General features: G+C 61.9%; 15 protein-coding genes and 1 pseudogene. 9 read left to right on the top strand and 7 right to left on the bottom strand.

Annotation, left to right across the window (positions count from 1 at the left end):
• Positions 1-42: 42 nt before the first annotated feature.
• Positions 43-1041, bottom strand: coding sequence for a D-cysteine desulfhydrase (locus DM374_RS21190; protein WP_110971661.1), 999 nt, complete (start codon positions 1039-1041; stop codon positions 43-45).
• Positions 1042-1305: 264 nt separating this feature from the next.
• On the opposite strand from DM374_RS21190, the gene epsC reads away from it, so the two are divergent.
• The 3 genes from epsC (at position 1306) to tssD (ending at position 4810) form a co-directional block, all read left to right on the top strand.
• Positions 1306-2241: a serine O-acetyltransferase EpsC gene (gene epsC / locus DM374_RS21185; protein WP_110971660.1), complete on the top strand. Its 936-nt coding sequence runs from the start codon at positions 1306-1308 to the stop codon at positions 2239-2241.
• 266 nt (positions 2242-2507) lie between these two features.
• Positions 2508-4508, top strand: a complete 2001-nt coding sequence (betT, locus tag DM374_RS21180) for a choline transporter BetT (RefSeq protein ID WP_095159452.1) — start codon at positions 2508-2510, stop codon at positions 4506-4508.
• 137 nt (positions 4509-4645) lie between these two features.
• A complete protein-coding gene (gene tssD, locus DM374_RS21175) occupies positions 4646-4810 on the top strand; it encodes a type VI secretion system tube protein TssD (RefSeq protein WP_110971659.1) in 165 nt (54 codons plus the stop codon).
• A 1042-nt stretch (positions 4811-5852) separates the two neighbouring features.
• On the opposite strand, the gene DM374_RS21165 is transcribed toward tssD, so the two are convergent.
• Positions 5853-6893: a LacI family DNA-binding transcriptional regulator gene (locus DM374_RS21165; RefSeq protein WP_110971657.1), complete on the bottom strand. Its 1041-nt coding sequence runs from the start codon at positions 6891-6893 to the stop codon at positions 5853-5855.
• 214 nt (positions 6894-7107) lie between these two features.
• On the opposite strand from DM374_RS21165, the gene DM374_RS21160 reads away from it, so the two are divergent.
• From DM374_RS21160 to DM374_RS21145, 4 genes are read left to right on the top strand one after another with little or no spacing between them, the layout of a single operon-like run.
• Positions 7108-9360 (top strand): TonB-dependent receptor, encoded by a 2253-nt coding sequence (locus DM374_RS21160; RefSeq protein WP_110971656.1) that lies wholly within the window; start codon positions 7108-7110, stop codon positions 9358-9360.
• A 1-nt stretch (position 9361) separates the two neighbouring features.
• The gene (locus DM374_RS21155) at positions 9362-10693 is read left to right on the top strand and encodes an LLM class flavin-dependent oxidoreductase (protein ID WP_110971655.1); all 1332 of its coding nucleotides are present in this window, start codon (positions 9362-9364) and stop codon (positions 10691-10693) included.
• Between the two features lie 11 nt (positions 10694-10704).
• Positions 10705-11742 (top strand): L-glyceraldehyde 3-phosphate reductase, encoded by a 1038-nt coding sequence (gene mgrA, locus DM374_RS21150; RefSeq protein WP_110971654.1) that lies wholly within the window; start codon positions 10705-10707, stop codon positions 11740-11742.
• Between the two features lie 3 nt (positions 11743-11745).
• Positions 11746-12669, top strand: a complete 924-nt coding sequence (locus tag DM374_RS21145) for a sulfonate ABC transporter substrate-binding protein (RefSeq protein ID WP_110971653.1) — start codon at positions 11746-11748, stop codon at positions 12667-12669.
• 211 nt (positions 12670-12880) lie between these two features.
• On the opposite strand, the gene tauD is transcribed toward DM374_RS21145, so the two are convergent.
• The 5 genes from tauD to tauA (DM374_RS21120) form a co-directional block, all read right to left on the bottom strand.
• Entirely contained in the window at positions 12881-13714 is an 834-nt protein-coding gene (gene tauD, locus DM374_RS21140) for a taurine dioxygenase (protein WP_110971652.1), read from the bottom strand.
• A gap of 23 nt (positions 13715-13737) precedes the next feature.
• Positions 13738-14574, bottom strand: coding sequence for a taurine ABC transporter permease TauC (gene tauC / locus DM374_RS21135; RefSeq protein ID WP_110971651.1), 837 nt, complete (start codon positions 14572-14574; stop codon positions 13738-13740).
• On the bottom strand, positions 14571-15365 hold the full coding sequence (gene tauB / locus DM374_RS21130) for a taurine ABC transporter ATP-binding subunit (RefSeq protein ID WP_110971650.1): 795 nt from the start codon (positions 15363-15365) through the stop codon (positions 14571-14573). Before tauB ends, tauC begins: the two co-directional genes overlap by 4 nt.
• Positions 15366-15379: 14 nt before the next feature.
• Positions 15380-16357 carry a taurine ABC transporter substrate-binding protein gene (gene tauA / locus DM374_RS21125; protein ID WP_110971649.1) on the bottom strand — a complete coding sequence of 326 codons (978 nt, stop codon included), beginning with the start codon at positions 16355-16357 and terminating at the stop codon, positions 15380-15382.
• Between the two features lie 322 nt (positions 16358-16679).
• Positions 16680-17654, bottom strand: a complete 975-nt coding sequence (gene tauA, locus DM374_RS21120; RefSeq protein ID WP_110971648.1) for a taurine ABC transporter substrate-binding protein — start codon at positions 17652-17654, stop codon at positions 16680-16682.
• A gap of 344 nt (positions 17655-17998) precedes the next feature.
• Between tauA (DM374_RS21120) and DM374_RS21115 the strand changes: the two are divergent.
• Positions 17999-19338 (top strand): annotated as a pseudogene (locus DM374_RS21115) (OprD family porin).
• 170 nt (positions 19339-19508) lie between these two features.
• Positions 19509-20147, top strand: coding sequence for a peroxiredoxin (locus tag DM374_RS21110; RefSeq protein ID WP_095159464.1), 639 nt, complete (start codon positions 19509-19511; stop codon positions 20145-20147).
• The last annotated feature ends 230 nt before the right edge of the window (positions 20148-20377 follow it).

The following is a 20377-nucleotide window of genomic DNA, read 5'->3' as shown; positions in this document are numbered from 1 at the left end:
GCATTTTCCTATAGCGGTTTGACCTATAAACCGACGCCTGTTTCAGCGTTTACAGACATCAGGGTAGGCGAATAATGCCGGGGCTCCGCCGGTGTGCAGAAAAATCAGCGGACCGTCATCGAATCGCTGCCGGGCGATGCCGTCCAACAGGCCAGCCATGGCCTTTGCGGTGTAGACCGGGTCGAGCAATAGCCCCTCGTGGCTGGCCAGCAATCGGATGGCCGCGAGGCCGCCGGCATTGGCTTCGCCATAACGTGGAGCGTAGTACTCGTCCCACAAACGCACCTTGAATGCGTCCGGCAAACGGACGCCCAGCAACTCGGCGGTGCGTTCGGCGAGGCCCTGGACCTTGGGCAGTTGCGCCTCTTCACTGCGCGACACGGTGATACCGATCACCGGCAGGTCCGGCAAGCGCTCGGCCAGCGCCAGGGCCAGGCCGCTGTGGGTGCCGGCACTGCCCGAGGCGAGCACCACACCGGCGAAGGTCTGGCCGCTCTGTTCTATCTGCTCGGCCAGTTCCAGGCCGGCGCGCACATAACCCAGGGCACCGAGCGGGTTGGAGCCGCCGATGGGCACCAGATACGGCTTGCGACCGCTGGCGTGCAGGCGCACGGCGAGGGCTTGCAGCAGGTCGTCAGCGTTGTCGAGGTTGTCCACCAACTCGACCTTGGCGTCGAACAGGTCCAGCAGCAGGCGGTTGCCGTTTTCCAGGTAGCTGGCCGAGTCGGTGCCGATGGGGTTTTCCAGCAGTGCCACGCAGCCGAGGCCGAGGCGAGCGGCGAGGGCGGCGGTCTGGCGCACGTGATTGGACTGGATCGCACCGGCAGTGATCAGCGTGTCGGCGCCCTTGGCCAGGGCATCGGCAGCGAGGTATTCGAGCTTGCGCAGTTTGTTGCCGCCGAGGGCCAGCGGGGTGAGGTCATCGCGCTTGATCCAGATCTCGCGCCCGGCCCAGTCGGAAAGCCGCTGGAGTTTTTCCAGCGGGGTGGGCGCGGCGAGCAGTTCCAGGCGATTGAAGCGGGCGAGGTGTCGTTCGATCATGGCGGAAGTCGGTTGTAGGAAAATTCGAGCATAGGCAGGCATTCGGGCATGGGCAACTGTGTCTGGCAGCAGCACTGGATGAATTCTGTAGGAGCGAGCTTGCTCGCGATGGCCGCCTGAGGCAGGCCCAATCGGCTTATGCCATCTATATAGCCAACCGGCATAAACCATTATTTTTTCCGCCCCCGTGTCATGTCGTAGAGTGCGTTTCAAGAGAGCGGCCTTCCCCTTCCAGTCCCACGCCGCCAAGCAGGAGAAACAACCGTGAGCGACAACGCGCAATCCGGGTATTGGCAACTTCAGTCCATCGTCGGCCAGCTTCGTTCGGCCCGCGATCAGTGGCGCACCCGCAATGGCCGCAGCAGCGGCGAGCAGGGCGGGCGCGAATTGCCGTCGCGTGAGGCTGTACGACAGATCCTTGAGCAGTTGTGTGGCGCGTTGTTCCCGATGCGTCTGGGGCCGGTGGACCTGCGCGAAGAGAGCGAAGACTTCTACGTCGGCCACACCCTCGACGCCGCATTGACCTCACTGCTGGCCCAGGCCCGCCTGGAACTGCGCTACGCCGCGCGGCACGGCCAGGCCGAGGACGCCGATGTCGACGCCACCGCCCTGCGCCTGATCCAGGAATTCGCCGCCGCCTTGCCGGCCATGCGCGTCCTGCTCGACACCGACGTTCTGGCCGCCTTCCACGGCGACCCGGCAGCGCGCAGCGTCGATGAAGTGCTGCTGTGCTATCCGGGTGTGCTGGCGATCATCCACCATCGCCTTGCCCACCACCTGTACCGCGCCGGCCTGCCGTTGCTGGCGCGGATCAGTTCGGAACTGGCGCACTCCGCGACCGGTATCGACATCCACCCTGGCGCGCAGATCGGCCCGAGTTTCTTCATCGACCACGGCACTGGTGTGGTGATCGGCGAGACCGCGATCATTGGCGAGCGGGTGCGCATCTACCAGGCCGTGACCCTCGGCGCCAAGCGCTTCCCCGAAGACGAATGCGGCAAGCTGCAGAAGGGCCACCCGCGTCACCCGATCGTCGAGGACGATGTGGTGATCTATGCCGGCGCGACCATCCTCGGGCGGATCACCATCGGCAAGGGCTCGACCATCGGCGGTAACGTCTGGCTGACCCGCAGCGTGCCGGCGGAGAGCAACCTGACTCAGGCGAATCTGCTGCAGCATGCGGATGGGGCGCAGAAGTAAGAGGTCGCTTGGAGGCCTGATCGCGAGCTCGCTCCTACAGGGGGTGTGATAAGCGCCCGATTTGTAGGCGCGAGCTTGCTCGCGATCAGGCCCCAAAAAACCAACGTTAACGGTCGGCTATCGGTCGCTTCAAATTCGTATCCATGTTTAACTTGAACGCTTGTTCAAATTAAACGCTGGTGAACTGCCGGTGTTCATCAGGAGGATTAGCCTTTGCTGAACCCGTTCAATCCAACCACTTTCCCGCCTTGCGAGGTGCACCGCCCATGAGTGCGCCGTCAAACAATTCCCGCGACAAAATCCGCATGAACCCACCGGTGTTCTACTTCGCCGCCGGTTTCATCCTGCTCTTCGCCCTGATCGTGATCGCCAACCCGCAAGCCGCGGGCGAGTGGCTGCTGGCCGCGCAAAACTGGGCGGCGCACACCGTCGGTTGGTACTACATGCTGGCGATGACTCTGTACCTGGTGTTCGTGGTGGTCACCGCGCTGTCCGGCTACGGCAAGATCAAGCTCGGCGCCGACCACGATCAACCCGAGTTCAGCTACCTGTCCTGGGCCGGCATGCTGTTCGCCGCCGGCATCAGCATCACGCTGTTCTTCTTCTGCGTTTCCGAACCGCTCACCCACCTGATGCAACCGCCGCAGGGCGAGGCTGGCACGGTGGAGGCGGGGCGCCAGGCGATGCAGTTGCTGTTCCTGCATTGGGGCCTGCATGGCTGGGGCGTGTTCGCCTTCGTCGGCATGGCCCTGGCGTATTTCGCCTACCGTCACAACCTGCCGCTGGCGCTGCGTTCGGCGCTGTACCCGCTGATCGGCAAGCGCATCAACGGGCCCATCGGCTACGCCGTGGACGGCTTCGGCATCATCGCCACGGTGTTTGGTCTTGGCGCCGACATGGGCTTCGGCGTGCTGCACCTGAATTCCGGTCTCGACTACCTGTTCGGCGTCCCCCACAGCCAGTGGGTGCAGGTGGCGCTGATCGCGCTGATGATGGGCGCGGCGGTGATGGTGGCGGTGGCCGGGGTGGAGAAGGGCGTGCGGGTCATGTCCGATATCAACCTGTTCCTGGCCTGCGCGCTGCTGCTGTTCGTGCTGTTCGCCGGGCCGACCCAGCACCTGTTCAACACCCTGATCCAGAACCTCGGCGACTACCTCGCCGTGTTGCCGCGCAAGAGCTTCGACGTCTACGCCTACACCCAGGCCAACGACTGGCTGGGCAACTGGACGGTGTTCTACTGGGCCTGGTGGATTGCCTGGGCGCCGTTCGTGGGGCTGTTCATCGCGCGGATTTCCCGCGGACGGACCATCCGCGAATTCGTCTTCGGCGTGTTGTTGATCCCGCTGGGCTTCACCCTGGCGTGGATGTCGATCTTCGGCAACAGCGCCCTGAGCCAGGTCCTCGACCACGGCATGACCGCGCTGGCCGACTCGGCCATCGAGAACCCGTCGATGACCCTCTACCTGCTGCTGGAAACCTACCCGTGGAGCAAAGTGGTGATCGCCGTCACGGTGTTCATCAGCTTCGTGTTCTTCGTCACCTCGGCCGACTCCGGCACGGTGGTGCTCTCGACGCTCTCCGCCAAAGGCGGCAGCACCGACGAGGACGGACCGAACTGGCTGCGGGTGTTCTGGGGCGTGATGACCGCGCTGGTCACCAGCGGCTTGTTGTTCGCCGGCAGCATCGACTCGCTGAAGTCTGCGGTGGTGCTGACCTCGCTGCCGTTCTCGCTGATTCTGCTGGCGATGATGTGGGGGCTGCACAAGGCGTTCTACCTGGAATCGCAGCGACAGATCGCGCAGATGCACTCGCTGGCGCCGTTCGCCGAGTCGCGGCGCGGTCGCGGCGGCTGGCGCAAGCGCCTGAGCCAGGCCGTGCATTTCCCGTCACGCGATGAGGTGTACCGCTTCATGGACGACGTGGTGCGCCCGGCGATTGCGGAAGTGACCGAGGTGTATGCCGAGAAGGGTCTGAACGTCATCACCCAGGAAGACCCGAGCCATGACAACGTCAGCCTGAAGATCGGTCACGGCGAAGAACAGCCGTTTATCTACCAGGTGCAGATGCGCGGCTACTTCACCCCGTCCTTCGCCCTTGCCGGGCTGGGCACCCAGGAGCAGAAGAACCGCCGCTACTATCGCGCCGAAGTGCACCTGAGCGAAGGCAGTCAGGACTACGACCTGATGGGCTACAGCAAGGAGCAGATCATCAACGACATCCTCGACCAGTACGAACGGCATTTGCAGTACTTGCATCTGGTGCGTTGAGGGCACGAGTTCGCGGGGTGGTCGCTGGGCCATCCCGCGAACTTGCTAATTTTCCCTTAGATCTTTCAGAAACGTCTCACAGACGCTGCCGTGTCACCTCTCTAGGCTGCGAACTCCAACCTACAAGGAGTTCGAGCATGGCCAATCACAGCTACCTGAGCATCACCGGCAAAAAGATGGGGCTGATTTCTGCCGGGTGTTCCACCCAGGCCTCCATCGGCAACAAGTGTCAGGTCGGGCACACCGACCAGATCCTCATACTGGCGCTGAATCATGCGATGACCAGTGTCAGCAACCTCTAGTTCGCCTACGCCAAGATGGGTAAAGGTGCTCTTTTTCTAGATTCGCTCGCAACAGGTTTGACGATGAAAAAGCTGCATGAAGATGTGAACAAGGATTCAGAGGAGTGATGGTCTTTCTGTTTTTTCTGCTTGCGCTAGGTAGTGTGTCGCTAGCTTATTTCTTAAGAGGATGTTTTTCCGGTGAAAATCTAAAGCTTAGATATTCTGTAATCTGTCTTGTCTTTAATTCAGTGCTTGGCTTTTTTTACTTGGAGTTGGCAAAGCAAAAATGTATTTCATTTTACGGGTGCTTTCCGGAGTTTATCGATAAGCACCCAATTGTTTTTTGGGTGGCTCTGGCGTGTCTATTTCTGCATGCCTTCGCTTTTCCCGTGAACGTTAAGGTTAAGCGCTGGGTTTTTCGTACGCCAAATAAATTTTCCGCCAAGTGATATTTATAATTCTAGGGTTCTTGATTGATTTATCTTGATCTGGCTATTTTGAGCTTTTTAAGCTTGGCGAGTCTCAGGATGCTGCGGGATTACTATTTCAGCGGGTGGAAAAGTAATGGTCGGTATTTTGTTTTTTTCATTTTTAATGTGGCGGTGTCCTCTTTCTATTCGATTTCTTATGAAATCAGTTGTGGAACACGTGTTCCCTGTCCTGGAGAAGTTACCGTGGGGGAGACATTTATGGCGTCATTTCCAGCATTTGTTCATCTTGTCGCTGGTATTCATGCATTAAAGGCCACACGATGACGTACCTTCCATTCTTGTTGCTTGTCTTTGTAAGCCTGATACTGGCTCACTGGCTAAAGAGATACTATGAGCACTTTCGCTATGCTACATGGAAGTATGTTTTAGCCATTTTTGTAAATGGGGTGTTTCTCTGCATTTATACGAGCGTGGCTGAAACCGGTTGTCTGGTGCTCTGGTGGTGTATGGACAGGTGGCGCGACGGGTACAAGGTCATCGAGTGGGCGGCTATTGCCGCAGCCATGATTCACGGGGTCGGGATGGGATTTGCGACCTTGTCCAAACGAAAAAACGATTGGTAGTTCTCTTCAAGCACTCTCTCGCCCAACCACCAAACACTCCAACAAATTCAACTGCTCCGCTTCCCCCTCGATCACCCCCAACTGCTGCAACACCCGCTCAGCCGCCAACACCCCCATCTGCAACGCCGGCGGCTTTACCGTGGTCAGCCCCGGCATCAGCATGGCGGCGAACGGGTAATCGCCAAATCCCATCACCGCGCAGTCTTCCGGGATTTTCAGCCCCGCGCGCTGCCCCGCCAGTAACGCGCCGGCCGCGAGGTTGTCGTTGGCGAAGATGATCGCGTCGGGGCGTTGCTCGGCGTCCATCAGTGACAGCATCGCCTGTTTGCCCGCCTCGAACGGCGCCAGGCCCGTGTCCGGTGCGAATACCTGCGGCTCGCCACCCAGGCTCTTCAGCGTTTCGATATAGCCGTCACGCCGCTCCAGCGCGCTGAAGTCGCCGGCCGCGCTGTTCTGCACAAAGGCGATGCGCCGGTAGCCCTTGTCGTGCAGGTAGCGGGTGGCGACAACGCCGACTTCATGGTGGGAAAAACCGATCTGGATCGGCGTTCGCTCCGGGCGGTAGTCCCAGGTTTCCACCAGCGGGATGTCGGCCTCGGCGAGCATCTTTTCCGTGGCCGGGCTGTGGAAGTGGCTGGTCAGCACCAGTGCCGCCGGCGACCAGCCGAGGAACGCGCGCACGGCGTTTTCTTCCTGTTCGGTGGAGAAGTAGCTGGAGGCCAGCAGCAGTTGGTAGCCGTGGCGGCTGAGGGTGTCGCTGAAGCCCTGAATGGTGTCGGCGAAGATCGGCCCGGAAATGTTGGGGATGACCATGCCGACGATGCGCCCCCGCGCCGAGGCCAGTCCGCCGGCCACGAGGTTGGGCACGTAGCCCAGTTCTGCGACCACTTCGGCGATGCGTTCGCGGCGTTCCGGGGACACCGACTCCGGCTGGTTGAAGTAGCGCGACACGGTGATCGCCGAGACGCCAGCGGCCCGGGCCACCGCCTGCAGGGTCACGCGGCCGGCGCCGCGACGTTTGCGGACGGGGGCTTTTTCATCGCTCACTGCGTCAGTCCTTAAAAACCAGAAGGCATATAAAAGTAATTTTTCATTATTGGACGATCTATTCGACGCCCGATGATACTGGCGATGTTAGCGCTAACAAAGTGGTTTGTCTGCTACTCGCACGAGCGAATGCCCAAGGACCCCGCGCTGACGTTTCATCAGGGCGCCGCGGTCAGTAATCGCGGTGGACAGGGCATTCTTCGAGTAGCAAATCATGCAAAGCCTCGCCGCATTCGTACCCGCAACTTCCCCGTTGGCCCAGGCCATCCGTCGTCAACGCCTGAGCCTCGGGCTGGTCGCGCTGAGCGCCTTGCCGTTCGCGCCTGCCATGGCCGCCGATACGGCGCCTGCCGTGCAGAACGACAGTCCGACCCTCAAGGCCGTGACGGTCACCGCTACCCGCCGCGAAGCTTCGCTGCAGAAGGTGCCGGTGGCGGTTTCGGTGGTGGATGGCGAGCAACTGGAGCGGGAAAACCGCAACAGCGTGGCGAGCATCGTGCAGCAGGTGCCGAGCCTGAATTTCCGCACCGGCGCGTCGAACAAGGACACCTCGCTGTTCATTCGCGGCGTGGGCACCATTTCCACCTCGCCGGGCGTCGAGCCGACGGTGGCGACCGTGATCGACGGCGTTGTCTTCGGCCGTCCCGGCCAGTCCACCCTCGACCTGCTGGATATCGAGCGCCTGGAAGTGCTGCGCGGTCCGCAGGGCACGCTGTTCGGCAAGAACGCCTCGGCCGGCGTGCTGAACATCACCACCCGCACACCGACCGAAGAAACCCATGGCTTCGTCGAGCAGTCGTACTTCAGCGGCAACGAAAGCCGCACCCGTTTCGGCATTGGCGGCGCGCTGATCCCGGACACCCTGAAGGGCTCGATCACCACGCTGTTCGGCAGTTACGACGGCAACGTCGACAACAAGGCCAACGGCCAGGAAGTTAACGGCTACAACCGCAAGGGCGTGCGCGGCAAGCTGGTATTCACCCCCAGCGACGACCTCAGCCTGACCCTCGCTGCCGACTACCTGCAATCCCATGACGATGCGCCCAACGGCGTGGTCAGCAAGTCCCTGCTGCCGGCGTTCTCCAACGCCCTGGCGCCGGTGCGCGCCGACAGCGACAACCGCGATATCGTCAGCGACTACCGCAGCCATGTCGAAGACGTTAACAAGGGCCTGTCCGCTCAGCTCGACTGGAACCTCGGCGATTACACCCTGACATCCATCACCGCCTGGCGCGGCTGGGACAACACCCAGTGGCAGGACGGCGACCGCCTTTCGACCATCAGCGCGGCCTTCCCTGGCATCGAGGACAAAGGCGAACTGGCCTACGACCAGTACTCCCAGGAGCTGCGCCTGGCCTCGCCGAAAGGTGAGTTCCTCGAATACGTCGGCGGCCTGTTCTACATGCACGGCAAGGATGAAGAAACCTACCGCCGCACCCTGAAGACCACCACCGTCACCCAGCAGGGCATCGCCGACTACAGCACCACCAACGACAGCTACGCGGTGTTTGGCGAAAGCACCCTCAACTTCACCTCGAAATTGCGCGGTATCGCCGGCCTGCGCTGGACCCACGACGATCTCGAATACGACCACCGCCGCGTTTCCACCTCGACCGTGGCGGTCAACGGCATCCAGCCCGGCACCCGCAGTTCCGGTTCGGTGGATGAGGACGGCTGGTCCGGCCGCCTGGGTCTGCAATACGACCTGACCGACGACATCACCAGTTACCTGACCTACTCCCGCGGCTACAAGGGCCCGGCCTACAACGTGTTCTTCAACATGCAGCCGCGTGACACCGACGCGCTCAAGCCGGAGACCTCCAACAGTTGGGAAGCCGGCCTCAAGGCCAGTCTGTGGAATAACCGCCTGACCACCAACGTCGCGGTGTTCCATACCGAGTACGAAAACTACCAGGCGAACTTCTTCGACAGCGTCGCCGGGCAAGTGGTGACCCGCCTGATCAACGCCGGCAGCGTCACCAGCGAAGGCGTGGAACTGGACTTCGCCCTGCAGGCCACCTCGCAACTGAAATTCTCCGGTGCCGTGGCCTACACCAAGGCGCGGATCGACGAATTCGCCTGCCCGGCGGGCGCTGCCGCCTCGTGCAACGTCAACGGCAAGCCACTGCCTTACAGCCCGGACTGGAAGAGCTACGTGCGCGCCGACTACAGCATCCCGCTGGACAACGGCCTGGATATCGAACTGGGCACGGACTTCAGCTGGCAGAGCGAAGTGCAGTACGACATTTCCCAAAACGCCGACACGGTTCAGGGCGCTTACGGCATCTGGAATGCCAGCGTCGCCCTGGCCGATTACAACGAAGGCTGGCGCGTGGCGCTGCTGGCCAAAAACCTTGCGGACAAATCCTACTCACCTCTCCTGGCCACCGGGGGCAACTACGTCTACCGCGCAGTCCCGCGCGATGACGAACGTTACTTCGGCATCCAGCTTCGCAAGGACTTCTGACATGAGCACAACCCCACGGCAAATGAGTCTGGGCGCCTTTTTGATGGCAACAGGGCATCACGTAGCTGCCTGGCGTCACCCCGATGTTCCGGCAGATGCCGGACTGGATATCCAGCACTACCGGCACCTGGCCAAGGTCGCGGAAGGCGCCTGCTTCGATGCGATTTTCGTCGCTGACAGCGTTGCCGCCGCCGAAGGTGAAATTGCTAGCCGAATGGCACGCTCCGACCACTTCGAGCCCTTGACATTGCTATCCGCTTTGAGCGGGGTCACGGAACACATCGGATTGGTGGCCACAGCGACTACAACGTACAACGAGCCATACCATGTAGCACGGAAATTCGCTTCGCTTGATCATCTGTCTGGAGGGCGGGCAGGCTGGAATCTGGTGACGTCCGACGCAGCTGCCGAAGCGCTGAATTTTGGCCGAGACGAGCACGTTGGCCACGCAGATCGGTACGTTCGCGCCAAAGAGTTCCATGCAGTGGTTGTCGGGCTGTGGGACAGTTGGGCCGACGATGCCTTCGTTCGCGACAAGAAATCCGGTACGTACTACAAGCCTGATTCAGTACGATTGCTCAATCACCAGGGCGAACACTTCAAAGTCAGGGGCCCTTTGAATGTAGCTCGCACTCCGCAAGGCCGCCCGGTGGTGGTCCAGGCCGGTTCATCGCCGGCCGGGCTCGACCTGGCGGCGCGCACCGCCGACGTGGTGTTCACCGCGCAGACGTCGCTGGCCGCAGCGCAAGCGTTCTATGCCGACCTCAAGGGTCGCCTGGCCGCCTACGGGCGTAGCCGCGATTCGCTGAAGATCATGCCGGGTGCCTTTATCGTGGTCGGCGAGACCCAGGCTGAAGCCGAGGATAAGTTCGCCGCGTTTCAGGAATTGGTTGAGCCGCAGGTCGGCATCGCGTTGCTCGGGCGCATGCTCGGCAACTTCGACCTGTCCGGTTATCCACAGGACGGCCCGCTGCCCGAGCTGCCGCTCACCGACAGCGGCCAGCGCAGCCGCCAGCAACTGCTCAGCGAACTGGCGGTGCGGGAAAACCTCAACCTCGCCCAACTGGGACGGCGCATTGCCGGCGGTCGCGGGCACCACAGCCTGATTGGCACCCCGACGCAGATTGCTGATCAATTGCAGGAATGGTTCGAAAACGAAGCCGCCGATGGCTTCAACGTGCTGGTGCCGCATCTGCCGGGCGGCCTTGAAGACGTCGCCCAACACCTGGTGCCCGAACTGCAGCGGCGCGGCCTGTTCCGCACCCACTACGAAGGGCGCACCTTGCGCGAGCACCTCGGCCTGAGCCGGCCGAACAACCCCTATTTCTCCTGAGGAAGACACCGATGACCTACGTCGCTGCGGAAAACCGCAACACCTCCATTCCCTATCGTCGCGTGGGCCGCAGCGGCCTGGTGCTGCCGGCGCTGTCGCTGGGCCTGTGGCACAACTTTGGTGACAGCACGCCGCTGAGCGATCAGCGCGCGCTGTTGCGTACGGCCTTCGATCTGGGGATCAACCACTTCGACCTGGCCAACAACTACGGCCCGCCCTACGGCAGCGCCGAGATCAATTTCGGACGCCTGTTGCGTGAAGACTTCAAGGGCTACCGCGACGAGCTGATCATCTCCAGCAAGGCCGGCTGGGACATGTGGCCCGGCCCTTACGGCCAGGGCGGCGGCTCGCGCAAACACATCCTCGCCAGCCTCGACCAGAGCCTGTCGCGTTTGGGCGTGGACTATGTGGATATCTTTTATTCGCACCGCTTCGACCCGGACACCCCGCTGGAAGAAACCGCCAGCGCCCTCGCCAGCGCAGTGCAGCAGGGCAAGGCGCTGTACGTCGGCATCTCGTCTTACTCCGGGGCCAAGACCCGCGAAATCGCGCGCCTGTTGCAGGAGTGGAAAGTCCCGCTGTTGATCCACCAGCCGGCCTACAACCTGCTCAACCGCTGGGTGGAAAAGGACCTGCTGGACGTTACCGATGAGCTGGGCGCCGGCGTGATCGCCTTCACCCCGCTGGCCCAGGGCCTGCTTACCGGCAAATACCTCAACGGTGTGCCGCAGGACGCGCGGGTCAACAAACCGGGCGGTGGTTCGCTGCTGCCGTCGCACCTGTCCGAGGCCAACCTGGCCCATGTCCGCGCCCTCAACGAAATCGCCATCGCCCGTGGCCAGAGCCTCGCGCAACTGGCGCTGGCCTGGACCCTGCGCGACCCGCGGGTGACCTCGGCGTTGATCGGAGCCAGCCGGCCTGAGCAGATCATCGAGAACGTCGGTGCGCTGAACAACCTGACGTTCAGTGCGGAAGAGCTGGCGCTGATCGACCGTCATGCCGTCGAAGGTGGCATCAACCTCTGGGAAAAGCCCTCGCTGGCGGAGTGACGAATGAAGGCGATTGCAATGCTGAGCGCCGGCCTGGCCCTGTTGGGCCTGGCGACGGCAGCGGTCGCCGATCCGCAGGAACTGCGTATCGGCTACCAGAAGGGCTCCATCGCGTTGGTGCTGGCCAAGGAGCATGGCCTGCTGGAGAAACGCTTCGCCGGGACCAAGGTGCAATGGATCGAATTCCCGGCCGGGCCGCAGATGCTTGAAGCACTGAACATCGGCAGCCTGGACGTGGGTTCGACCGGTGATATCCCGCCGCTGTTCGCCCAGGCGGCGGGTGCCGATCTGGTGTACATCGGCGCCGAGCCGGCCAAGCCGTCGGCGGAAGTGATCCTGGTGCGCAGCGACAGCGCGTTGCAGCAAGTGACCGATCTCAAAGGCCGCAAAGTGGCGCTGCAGAAGGGCTCAAGCTCGCACAACCTGGTGCTGCGGGCGCTGAACAAGGCGGGCTTGAGCTTCAAGGATATCCAGCCGGTGTACCTGACGCCGGCGGATGCCCGCGCGGCGTTCGAGCACGGCAGTGTCGATGCCTGGGCGGTGTGGGATCCGTATGTTTCGCTGGCGTTGAGCGAAGGGCACAGCCGCAAACTGGCGGATGGCGAAGGGCTGGGATTATCCGGTCCGGTGTACACCGCGCGGCGCGACTATGTGGTGCAGAACGGCGAATTTATCCACAGCCTTCTGGACCAGCTCACCGCTGCCGAAGACCTGACCCGCAGTGAACGGGACGCGAGCCTGAAGGTGCTGAGCAACTCGATGGGCTTGCCCGAAGCGGTGGTCGCCCGCTATGTGGATAACCGCCCGCCATCGCCGGTGCTGCCGATTACCGATGAGGTGATCAAGGCACAGCAGGCGACGGCGGATCTGTTCTATGAGAACCGGTTGTTGCCGAAGAAGCTGGATGTGAGAAAGGCGCTGCCCTGATCTTGTGGGAGCTGGCTTGTCGGGGCGCCGAACCGCAGCGATGTGTGGCGGCACAGGCCCCATCGCTGCGGTTCAGCGCCCCGACAAGCCAGCTCCCACAAGGGTGAGGTGAGGCACAGAACCTGTGGGAGCCGGCCTTGCCGGCGATGAGGCCATCACCAACAGCAGGGCCTTCAGAGCGATCCACAGTCCATGGGCTGTGGATAACCCATCAGAACGGCACATCCCCCAGAATGGTCGCCCGATGCATCACCCGCCGCGCCGGCCGGTAATCATCCACCGCGTAATGCTGGGTCACGCGGTTATCCCAGAACGCCACGTCGTTTTCCTGCCAGCGCCAGCGAATGGTGAACTCCGGCCGGGTCGCGTGGGCGAACAGGAATTTCAGCAGCGCCTCGCTTTCCGCTTCGCTCAGTTCGTTGATGCGGGTGGTGAAGCCGTCGCTGACGAACAGCGATTTGCGTCCGCTCACCGGATGCGTACGGATCACCGGATGGGACAGCGGCGGGTTGGCGCGGCGGGTGGCTTCCCAGCGTTCCAGGTCTTGCGGCGTGGAACCGAAGCGCGCCAGCGGGAACGACTTGGTGAAGTCGTGGGTCGCGGTCAGTCCGTCCAGCAGGGTTTTCAACGGCGCCGACAGCGCTTCGAACGCGGCAATACCGCTGGCCCACAAGGTGTCGCCACCGTAGGCCGGCAACTGTTTGGCGGCCAGTACCGCGCCCAGTGCCGGGGTCGGCAGGAAGGTCACGTCGGTGTGCCAGATGGCGTTGTCGCGCACGTCGGTAACGGCAGTGTCGAGCACCAGCACTTGCGGTGTTTCCGGCACGTTGGGGTAGATCGGATGAATGTGCAGGTCGCCGAATTGCGCGGCGAAATTCGCCTGCTGCTGCGGGTTGATCGGCTGTTCGCGGAAGAACAGCACCTGGTGGATCAGCAGCGCTTGCTCGATGGCATCGCGTGCCTCGGCGCTGATGTCGCGGCTCAGGTCAACGCCACTGATTTGGGCACCGAGCGCGGGGCTCAGCGGGGTAATGATCAGGCTCATGTCTGTCTCACTAATACGGTTGTTCAGTGGCTCTGGCCGTGCCAGGGCACCAGCTTGCGTTGCAGGGCGCGCAGGCCCATTTCCAGGGCGAAGGCGATCAGGGCGATAACCAGAATGCCCAGCACGACCACGTCAGTGACCAGGAACTGTGCCGCCGACTGGACCATGAAACCGAGGCCGCTGGTGGCGGCGATCAGCTCGGCGGCGACCAGGGTCGACCAGCCGACACCGAGGCCGATGCGCACGCCGGTGAGGATGTCCGGCAAGGCGCTCGGCAGGATCACGTGGCGAATCAGCTGCACCTTGCTCGCGCCCAGCGAAAGCGCTGCGCGCAGCTTGGCCGGGTCGACGGTGCGCACGCCGGTCGCGGTGGCGATGGCGATCGGGGCGAAGATCGCCAGGTAGATCAGCAGCACTTTCGACAGCTCGCCGATGCCGCACCAGATCACGATCAGCGGCAGGTACGCCAGCGGTGGAATAGGGCGGTAGAACTCGATCAGTGGATCGAGAATGCCGCGGGCGATGCGGTTGCTGCCGATGGCAATACCGACCGGGATCGCGGTGAGAATCGCCGCACCCAAAGCCAGGCCGATACGGCCCAGGCTGGCACCGAGGTGCTGCCACAAGGTCGATTCCATGTAGCCCTGGGTCAGCAGCAACCAGGCCTTGCCCGCCACCGCTTCGGGCGAGGGCAGGAACAGCGGCTCGATCCACTCCGCGGCCGTCACCAGCCACCACACCAGCAGCAGGCTGGCGAGGGTCAGGCCGCTGATCCAGCGGGTGCTCAGGGAACGCCGCACCTTGGTCGGGTGCGAAGTGATGGAAGGTTTGGCCGTCACCGGCAGGTCCAGACTGCTCATGCGAACTCCTGCCGCCCGGCGGCGCTGCGTTGAGAGAAGACCCGCGACAGCACGTGCTCGCGGGTTTCGATAAAGCGTGGATCGGACTTGATCGAGCGCGCCGATTCACCGGCCGCATAGCGTTGGCCGAAGTCCAGGTGCAGGCGCTCGACCACACGGCCGGGGTTGGGCGCCAGCAGGATCAGGTCGGTGGCGAGGAACACCGCTTCTTCGATGTCATGGGTAATCAGGAACACCGGCTTGGCGGTGCGTTGCCAGACCTGCAACAGCAGCTCTTGCATCTGTTCGCGGGTGAAAGCGTCGAGGGCGCCGAAGGGTTCGTCCATCAGCAGCACCCGTGGATCGGCGGCCAGCGCGCGGGCCAGGCCGACGCGCTGTTTCTGGCCCCCGGACAACTGCCAGATGCGCCGCGCGGCGAAATCGGCGAGGTCCACCAGGGCGAGCATTTCCCGGGCCTTCTGCTCCCGCTTCGCACGGGACACGCCGGCCAGTTCCAGGCCGAAGCCGACGTTGGCCAGCACATCCTGCCAAGGCAACAGGGCGTCGTCCTGGAACACCACGCCGCGCTCGGCGCTCGGCCCTTGCACCGGCACGCCGTCGAGGGTGATGCGCCCGGCGCTCGGGCTGACGAAGCCGGCGATCAGGTTGAGCAGCGAGGTCTTGCCGCTGCCGGACGGGCCGAGGGCCACCAGCAATTGCTGGGGGCCAAGGCTCAGGGAGATGTCGGACAGCACAGGCTCGGCGGCGCCGGGGTACTGTGCGCTGATGCGCTCCAGTTGTAACAGGGCCATGACGACTCCGTGACTCAGTTGGTGATGAACGACGCGCTGACGTACGGCGAGTAATCCGGCAGCACGGCTTCGACCTTGCCTTGTTCCTTGAGGAATTTGGCGGTGTCGGTGATGGCCTTGGTGGTCGGCGCGCCGAGGGCGGCGACCTGGTCGGCGGCCAGCGGGAACACGTTGCCTTGCAGCAGGGCCGGGATGTCACTGGCCTTGGCGCCGGACAGCTTCACCAGCTTGTCGACGTTGCTCTTGTCCGCCAGCCAGGCTTGCGGGTCTTTGCGGTAATCGGCGTAAGCATCGAGGGTCACTTTGGCGAAGGCCTTGACCACTTCAGGGTGCTTGGCGGCGAAGTCCTTGCGTACGATCCAGGCGTCGAAAGTCGGTGCGCCTTTCTTCGCCAGTTCGCCGGAGGTGATCAGCACCTTGCCGTTTTCCTTGGCCACGCCCAGCGCTGGGTCCCAGACGTAGGTGGCATCGATGTCGCCGCGCTTCCAGGCCGCGGTGATCGCCGGTGGCGCGAGGTTGAGGATCTGCACCTTGGCCGGGTCGATGTTCCACTGCTTCAGCGCGGCCAGCAGGCTGTAGTGACCGGTGGATACGAACGGCACGGCGATCTTCTTGCCGACCAGGTCCTGCGGCGAGTTGATGCCGGCGCCATCGCGGGCGACCAAGGCTTCAGCGGCACCGATTTCGGTGGCGATCAGGAAGGTTTCCACCGGCAGTTTGCGGGTAGCGGCGGCGGCCAGCGGGCTGGAACCGAGGTAGCCGATCTGCACGTCGCCGGAGGCTACGGCGGTGATCACGTCAGCGCCGTTGTCGAATTTGCGCCAGTCGATGCTGGCCTTGCTGGCTTGCTCATAACGGCCATCGACCTGGGCGACTTTGGCTGGGTCGACGGTGGTCTGATAGGCGACGGTAAGGTCCGCGGCCTGGACGAAAAACGCAGCGCCGGCCAGAGCCAGGGCGGAGAACAGGCGCAGTGGGGCAAAGAAGGTCATGTTGAACTCCTGGTCAGGCGGAATAGGGTGGGAAGTGGTTAAAGACTAATTGATCTAAGAAATCGTAAATAAATAACTTTTTCGAATTAGCTTAGGAGACAAAGGAAGGGAGGCTTTAGAACGAGGGTGCCAGACCTTGTGGAAGCGGCTTTAGCCGCGATTGGGCGCGTAGCGCCCACAAAACCGGTATCCCAGGTGTATCAGTCTGAGCGGGGATTCAGGTTTTACGACGGCTTCGCCGCCGTTCGCGGCTGAAGCCGCTCCCACAGGGGAGTGAGCAATCTTTCAGATTTTGAGCAAGGCAGGTGCGAGGCCACCGAAGCTACTGCACGAACTTCGCACTCACGAACGGCGAATAATCCGGCAGCACCGTCTCAACCTTGCCTTGCTCCTTGAGGAATTTCGCCGTCTCGGCAATGGCAGCAGGCGTCTGGCTTTGCAGCAGCGCCGGTTGTGCCTGGGCATCGGGGAACGCTGAGCCGGCCAGCAACTCAGGAACGTCCGCCGGGTTGGCGCCGGTCAGCTTGGCGATCTTCTGCACCGGCAGGGAATCGGGTGTCCATTGGGCCTTGTTGGCGGTGTAGTCGGCAAAGGACTGCAAGGTGACCTTGGCGAACTTGGCGACCACGTCCGGATGCTTCTCGGCGAAGTCCTTGCGCGCGACCCACACCTCGAACGTCGGCGCGCCCCAGCCACCCACTTCGGCGGCGTCGGTCAGGGTCTTGCCGGTCTTGCGGATCTCGCCCAGCGCGGGCGACCAGACGAAGGCGCCGTCGATGTCGCCGCGCTTCCACGCCGCGGCAATTTCCGCGGGTTGCAGGTTCACCACTTTCACCTGGCGGGTATCGAGGTTCCAGTGCTTCAACGCGCCGAGCAGGCTGTAGTGCGAGGTGGACACGAACGGCGTGGCGATGGTCTTGCCCACCAGGTCCTGCGGGCTGTTGATGCCGCTGCCGTTGCGCACCACCAGCGCCTCGGCGGCGTTGATCTGCGCCGAGACGATAAAGGCCACGATCGGCAGTTTGCGCGACGCCGCCGCTGCCAGCGGGCTGGAGCCGAGGTTGCCGATCTGCACGTCGCCCGAGGCGATGGCGGTGACCACTTCCGGGCCACTGTTGAAGCGCCGCCAGTCGATTTTCTCGCCGATGGCCTGCTCGTAGGCACCGTCCGCCTGGGGGACTTTGCTGGGGTCGATGCCGGTCTGGTAGCCGACGGTGATCCCGGCGGCGTGGCTGACCAGGGTCAAGCCGGTGAGGGCGAGGGCGGTGAATAATCGGAGCGGGAGCGAGGGCTTCATGGTGGCCGGTTCCTGGGAGGGGAAAGCCATAAAACTAATTGATCTAAGCGTGTCAAAATAAATACATTTTGGTAATTAGCTTATGTGCGAATGATTTGTGAAAATTTTGTGAGATATTCCGAAAAAATCTTAAAAAAACACAAATAATTCTTTTTGGATTTATCAAATTGTCATTATCCTTCGACCCCAGCGCGGCGCATTAGACCAAAGTCGCGAAACGACTAGTTACGATTGACTTGGTGGTCACCCTTTGGTGCTAATCGCCCACCGGCGGTGAGCAGGGCATCAGATCCTGCCGCCAACGAACCACAAGAATTAGAAACAAACTGAGGAGCAATTCATCTATGAAGAAGTCGACCCTGACTCTTGCCGTGGCCCTTGGGGTTCTGGCCCAGCAAGCAGGCGCTGCCGGTTTTATTGAAGACAGCAAAGCTACGTTGAAGCTGCGTAACTTCTACTTCAACAACGACAACCGCAACAGCACTGCCAACGCCAATTATCAAGAAGAATGGGGCCAAGGCTTCCAGCTGGACTACACCTCCGGCTTCACCGAAGGCACCGTAGGCTTCGGCGTCGATGCGATTGGCCTGCTGGGTATTCGTCTGGATTCCGGCAAAGGTCGTCACGGTAACGCGAGCAGCGACGCCTATGGCGGAGCGGTGTTCCCGACCGATAGCGATGGCCGTGCCGTCAATGACTTCTCCAGCCTGGGCGTTGCCGCCAAGGTAAAAATCTCCCAGACCGAACTGCGCTACGGCACCCTGCTTCCGAAGAACCCGGTCATCTCGTACAACGACGGCCGCTTGCTGCCGCAAACCTTTGAAGGCGGCCAGATCGTCTCGAACGAGATCAAGGACCTCACCCTGACAGCTGGCCAGATCGAGCACGTCAAGGGCCGTAACTCGTCGAACACCGAAGGCCTGTCCATCGCCGGTGCCAACAAATCCACCGACTTCCGCACCGGCAAGTACAGCAACCAGTTCCGCTATGCTGGCGCCGACTACAAGCTGACCAAAGACCTGCTGGTTCAATACTGGTACGGCGGCCTGGAAAACTTCTACAACCAGCATTTCCTGGGTGCCGTACACAACTGGGCGATCGGTCCGGGCGTACTGAAATCTGATTTCCGGTACTTCCACAGTACCGATGACGGAAAAATGGTGATACCTCTGCCTGGTACACCAGCGGCTACTACCCGAATCAGACCAACAAGACTAGCGGCAAGGTCGACAACGACCTGTACAGCGCACTGTTCTTGTACACCGTTGCAGGTCACACCTTTGGTGGCGGCTATCAAGTCAGCAACGGCGACAGCGACTTCCCTTGGCTAAACCAGGGTGACGGCTCGTCCAACTACACCATCACCGACTCGCAGATCCAGAAGTTCGGTCGCGCCGGTGAGCGTACCTGGCAGGCTCGCTACGCTTACGACTTCGCCAAGGTCGGCCTGCCTGGCGCTACCGCCGGTGTCACCTACCTGTACGGCGACAACATCGAAACGACCACCAATGACCGCAGAGAATGGGAACGCGACATCACCTTGGCGTACGTGGTACCGGAAGGCACTCTGAAAGGCCTGGGCGTCATGTGGAAAAACGCCGTATGGCGTAGCGATCTGAGCGCTGCCAACCACGCTCAAGACGAAAACCGCCTGATCCTGAGCTACTCCATCCCGCTGCTGTAACCCGCCGCGAGATACACCAACGCCCGCCCGGCTTCATGCCGCGCGGGCGTTGTTTTGTCTGCAATTCGTTATTTCTTTCAGGTCTAAATAAATCAATATTTATTCTTTTTAATTCGGCGCAACCACAGGCACAGTGAAGCCATCACGCACTTAGCCCAAGGAGCCGCACCATGAGCCTCAGACTCGGCGATATCGCCCCCGACTTCGAACAGGATTCCAGCGCCGGCAAGATCCGCTTCCACGAGTGGCTCGGCGATAGCTGGGGCGTGCTGTTCTCGCACCCGGCCGACTTCACCCCGGTGTGCACCACGGAACTGGGCTTCACCGCCAAGCTGAAAGAGCAGTTCGCCGAGCGCGGCGTCAAGGCCATCGCGCTGTCCGTCGACCCGGTCGATTCCCATCACCGCTGGATCGAAGACATCAACGAAACCCAGAACACCACGGTCAACTTCCCGATCCTGGCTGATGCCGATCGCAAAGTGTCCGACCTCTATGACCTGATCCACCCCAACGCCAGCGACACCCTGACGGTGCGTTCCCTGTTCGTGATCGATCCGAACAAGAAGATCCGTCTGACCATCACCTACCCGGCCAGCACCGGCCGCAACTTCCACGAAATCCTGCGGGTGATCGATTCGTTGCAGCTCACCGACAACCACAAGGTTGCGACCCCGGCCAACTGGCAGGACGGTGATGAAGTGGTGATCGTGCCGTCGCTCAAGGACGAAGAAGAGATCAAACGCCGCTTTCCGAAGGGCTACCGCGCGGTCAAGCCATACCTGCGCCTGACCCCACAGCCCAACCGCTGACAGACCGTTTTCATCGTAGTGCTTTAGCCATCGCAGGGATTTTCGGGCCGTTTCGACGGCCCTTTTTTTTGCCTGAAGAAACCAATTGAGGCCCATCGCGAGCGAGCTCGCTCCTACAGAGACGGTGATGAACCTGTAGGAGCGAGCTTGCTCGCGATTGACCCCAATTAGTTTCTTACTTGCCAGCAGTCAGCGCGTTATAGCTGGTCATCAGATTCCGGTAATCCGGA

This window comes from Pseudomonas huaxiensis (assembly GCF_003231275.1).
In the GTDB taxonomy this organism is placed as follows: Bacteria; Pseudomonadota; Gammaproteobacteria; order Pseudomonadales; family Pseudomonadaceae; genus Aquipseudomonas; species Aquipseudomonas huaxiensis.
The sequence above is the reverse complement of the archived record's forward strand: the minus strand, read 5'-3'. Positions and strand labels throughout refer to the sequence as shown.

What these genes read in the sequence shown, in the direction of transcription:
- DM374_RS21190 (WP_110971661.1), bottom strand. Translation starts at nt 1,041, where the DNA reads ATGATCGAACGACACCTCGCCCGCTTCAATCGCCTGGAACTGCTCGCC.
- betT (WP_095159452.1), top strand. Translation starts at nt 2,508, where the DNA reads ATGAGTGCGCCGTCAAACAATTCCCGCGACAAAATCCGCATGAACCCA.
- tssD (WP_110971659.1), top strand. Translation starts at nt 4,646, where the DNA reads ATGGCCAATCACAGCTACCTGAGCATCACCGGCAAAAAGATGGGGCTG.
- DM374_RS21160 (WP_110971656.1), top strand. Translation starts at nt 7,108, where the DNA reads ATGCAAAGCCTCGCCGCATTCGTACCCGCAACTTCCCCGTTGGCCCAG.
- DM374_RS21155 (WP_110971655.1), top strand. Translation starts at nt 9,362, where the DNA reads ATGAGCACAACCCCACGGCAAATGAGTCTGGGCGCCTTTTTGATGGCA.
- mgrA (WP_110971654.1), top strand. Translation starts at nt 10,705, where the DNA reads ATGACCTACGTCGCTGCGGAAAACCGCAACACCTCCATTCCCTATCGT.
- DM374_RS21145 (WP_110971653.1), top strand. Translation starts at nt 11,746, where the DNA reads ATGAAGGCGATTGCAATGCTGAGCGCCGGCCTGGCCCTGTTGGGCCTG.
- tauD (WP_110971652.1), bottom strand. Translation starts at nt 13,714, where the DNA reads ATGAGCCTGATCATTACCCCGCTGAGCCCCGCGCTCGGTGCCCAAATC.
- tauC (WP_110971651.1), bottom strand. Translation starts at nt 14,574, where the DNA reads ATGAGCAGTCTGGACCTGCCGGTGACGGCCAAACCTTCCATCACTTCG.
- tauB (WP_110971650.1), bottom strand. Translation starts at nt 15,365, where the DNA reads ATGGCCCTGTTACAACTGGAGCGCATCAGCGCACAGTACCCCGGCGCC.
- tauA (WP_110971649.1), bottom strand. Translation starts at nt 16,357, where the DNA reads ATGACCTTCTTTGCCCCACTGCGCCTGTTCTCCGCCCTGGCTCTGGCC.
- tauA (WP_110971648.1), bottom strand. Translation starts at nt 17,654, where the DNA reads ATGAAGCCCTCGCTCCCGCTCCGATTATTCACCGCCCTCGCCCTCACC.
- DM374_RS21110 (WP_095159464.1), top strand. Translation starts at nt 19,509, where the DNA reads ATGAGCCTCAGACTCGGCGATATCGCCCCCGACTTCGAACAGGATTCC.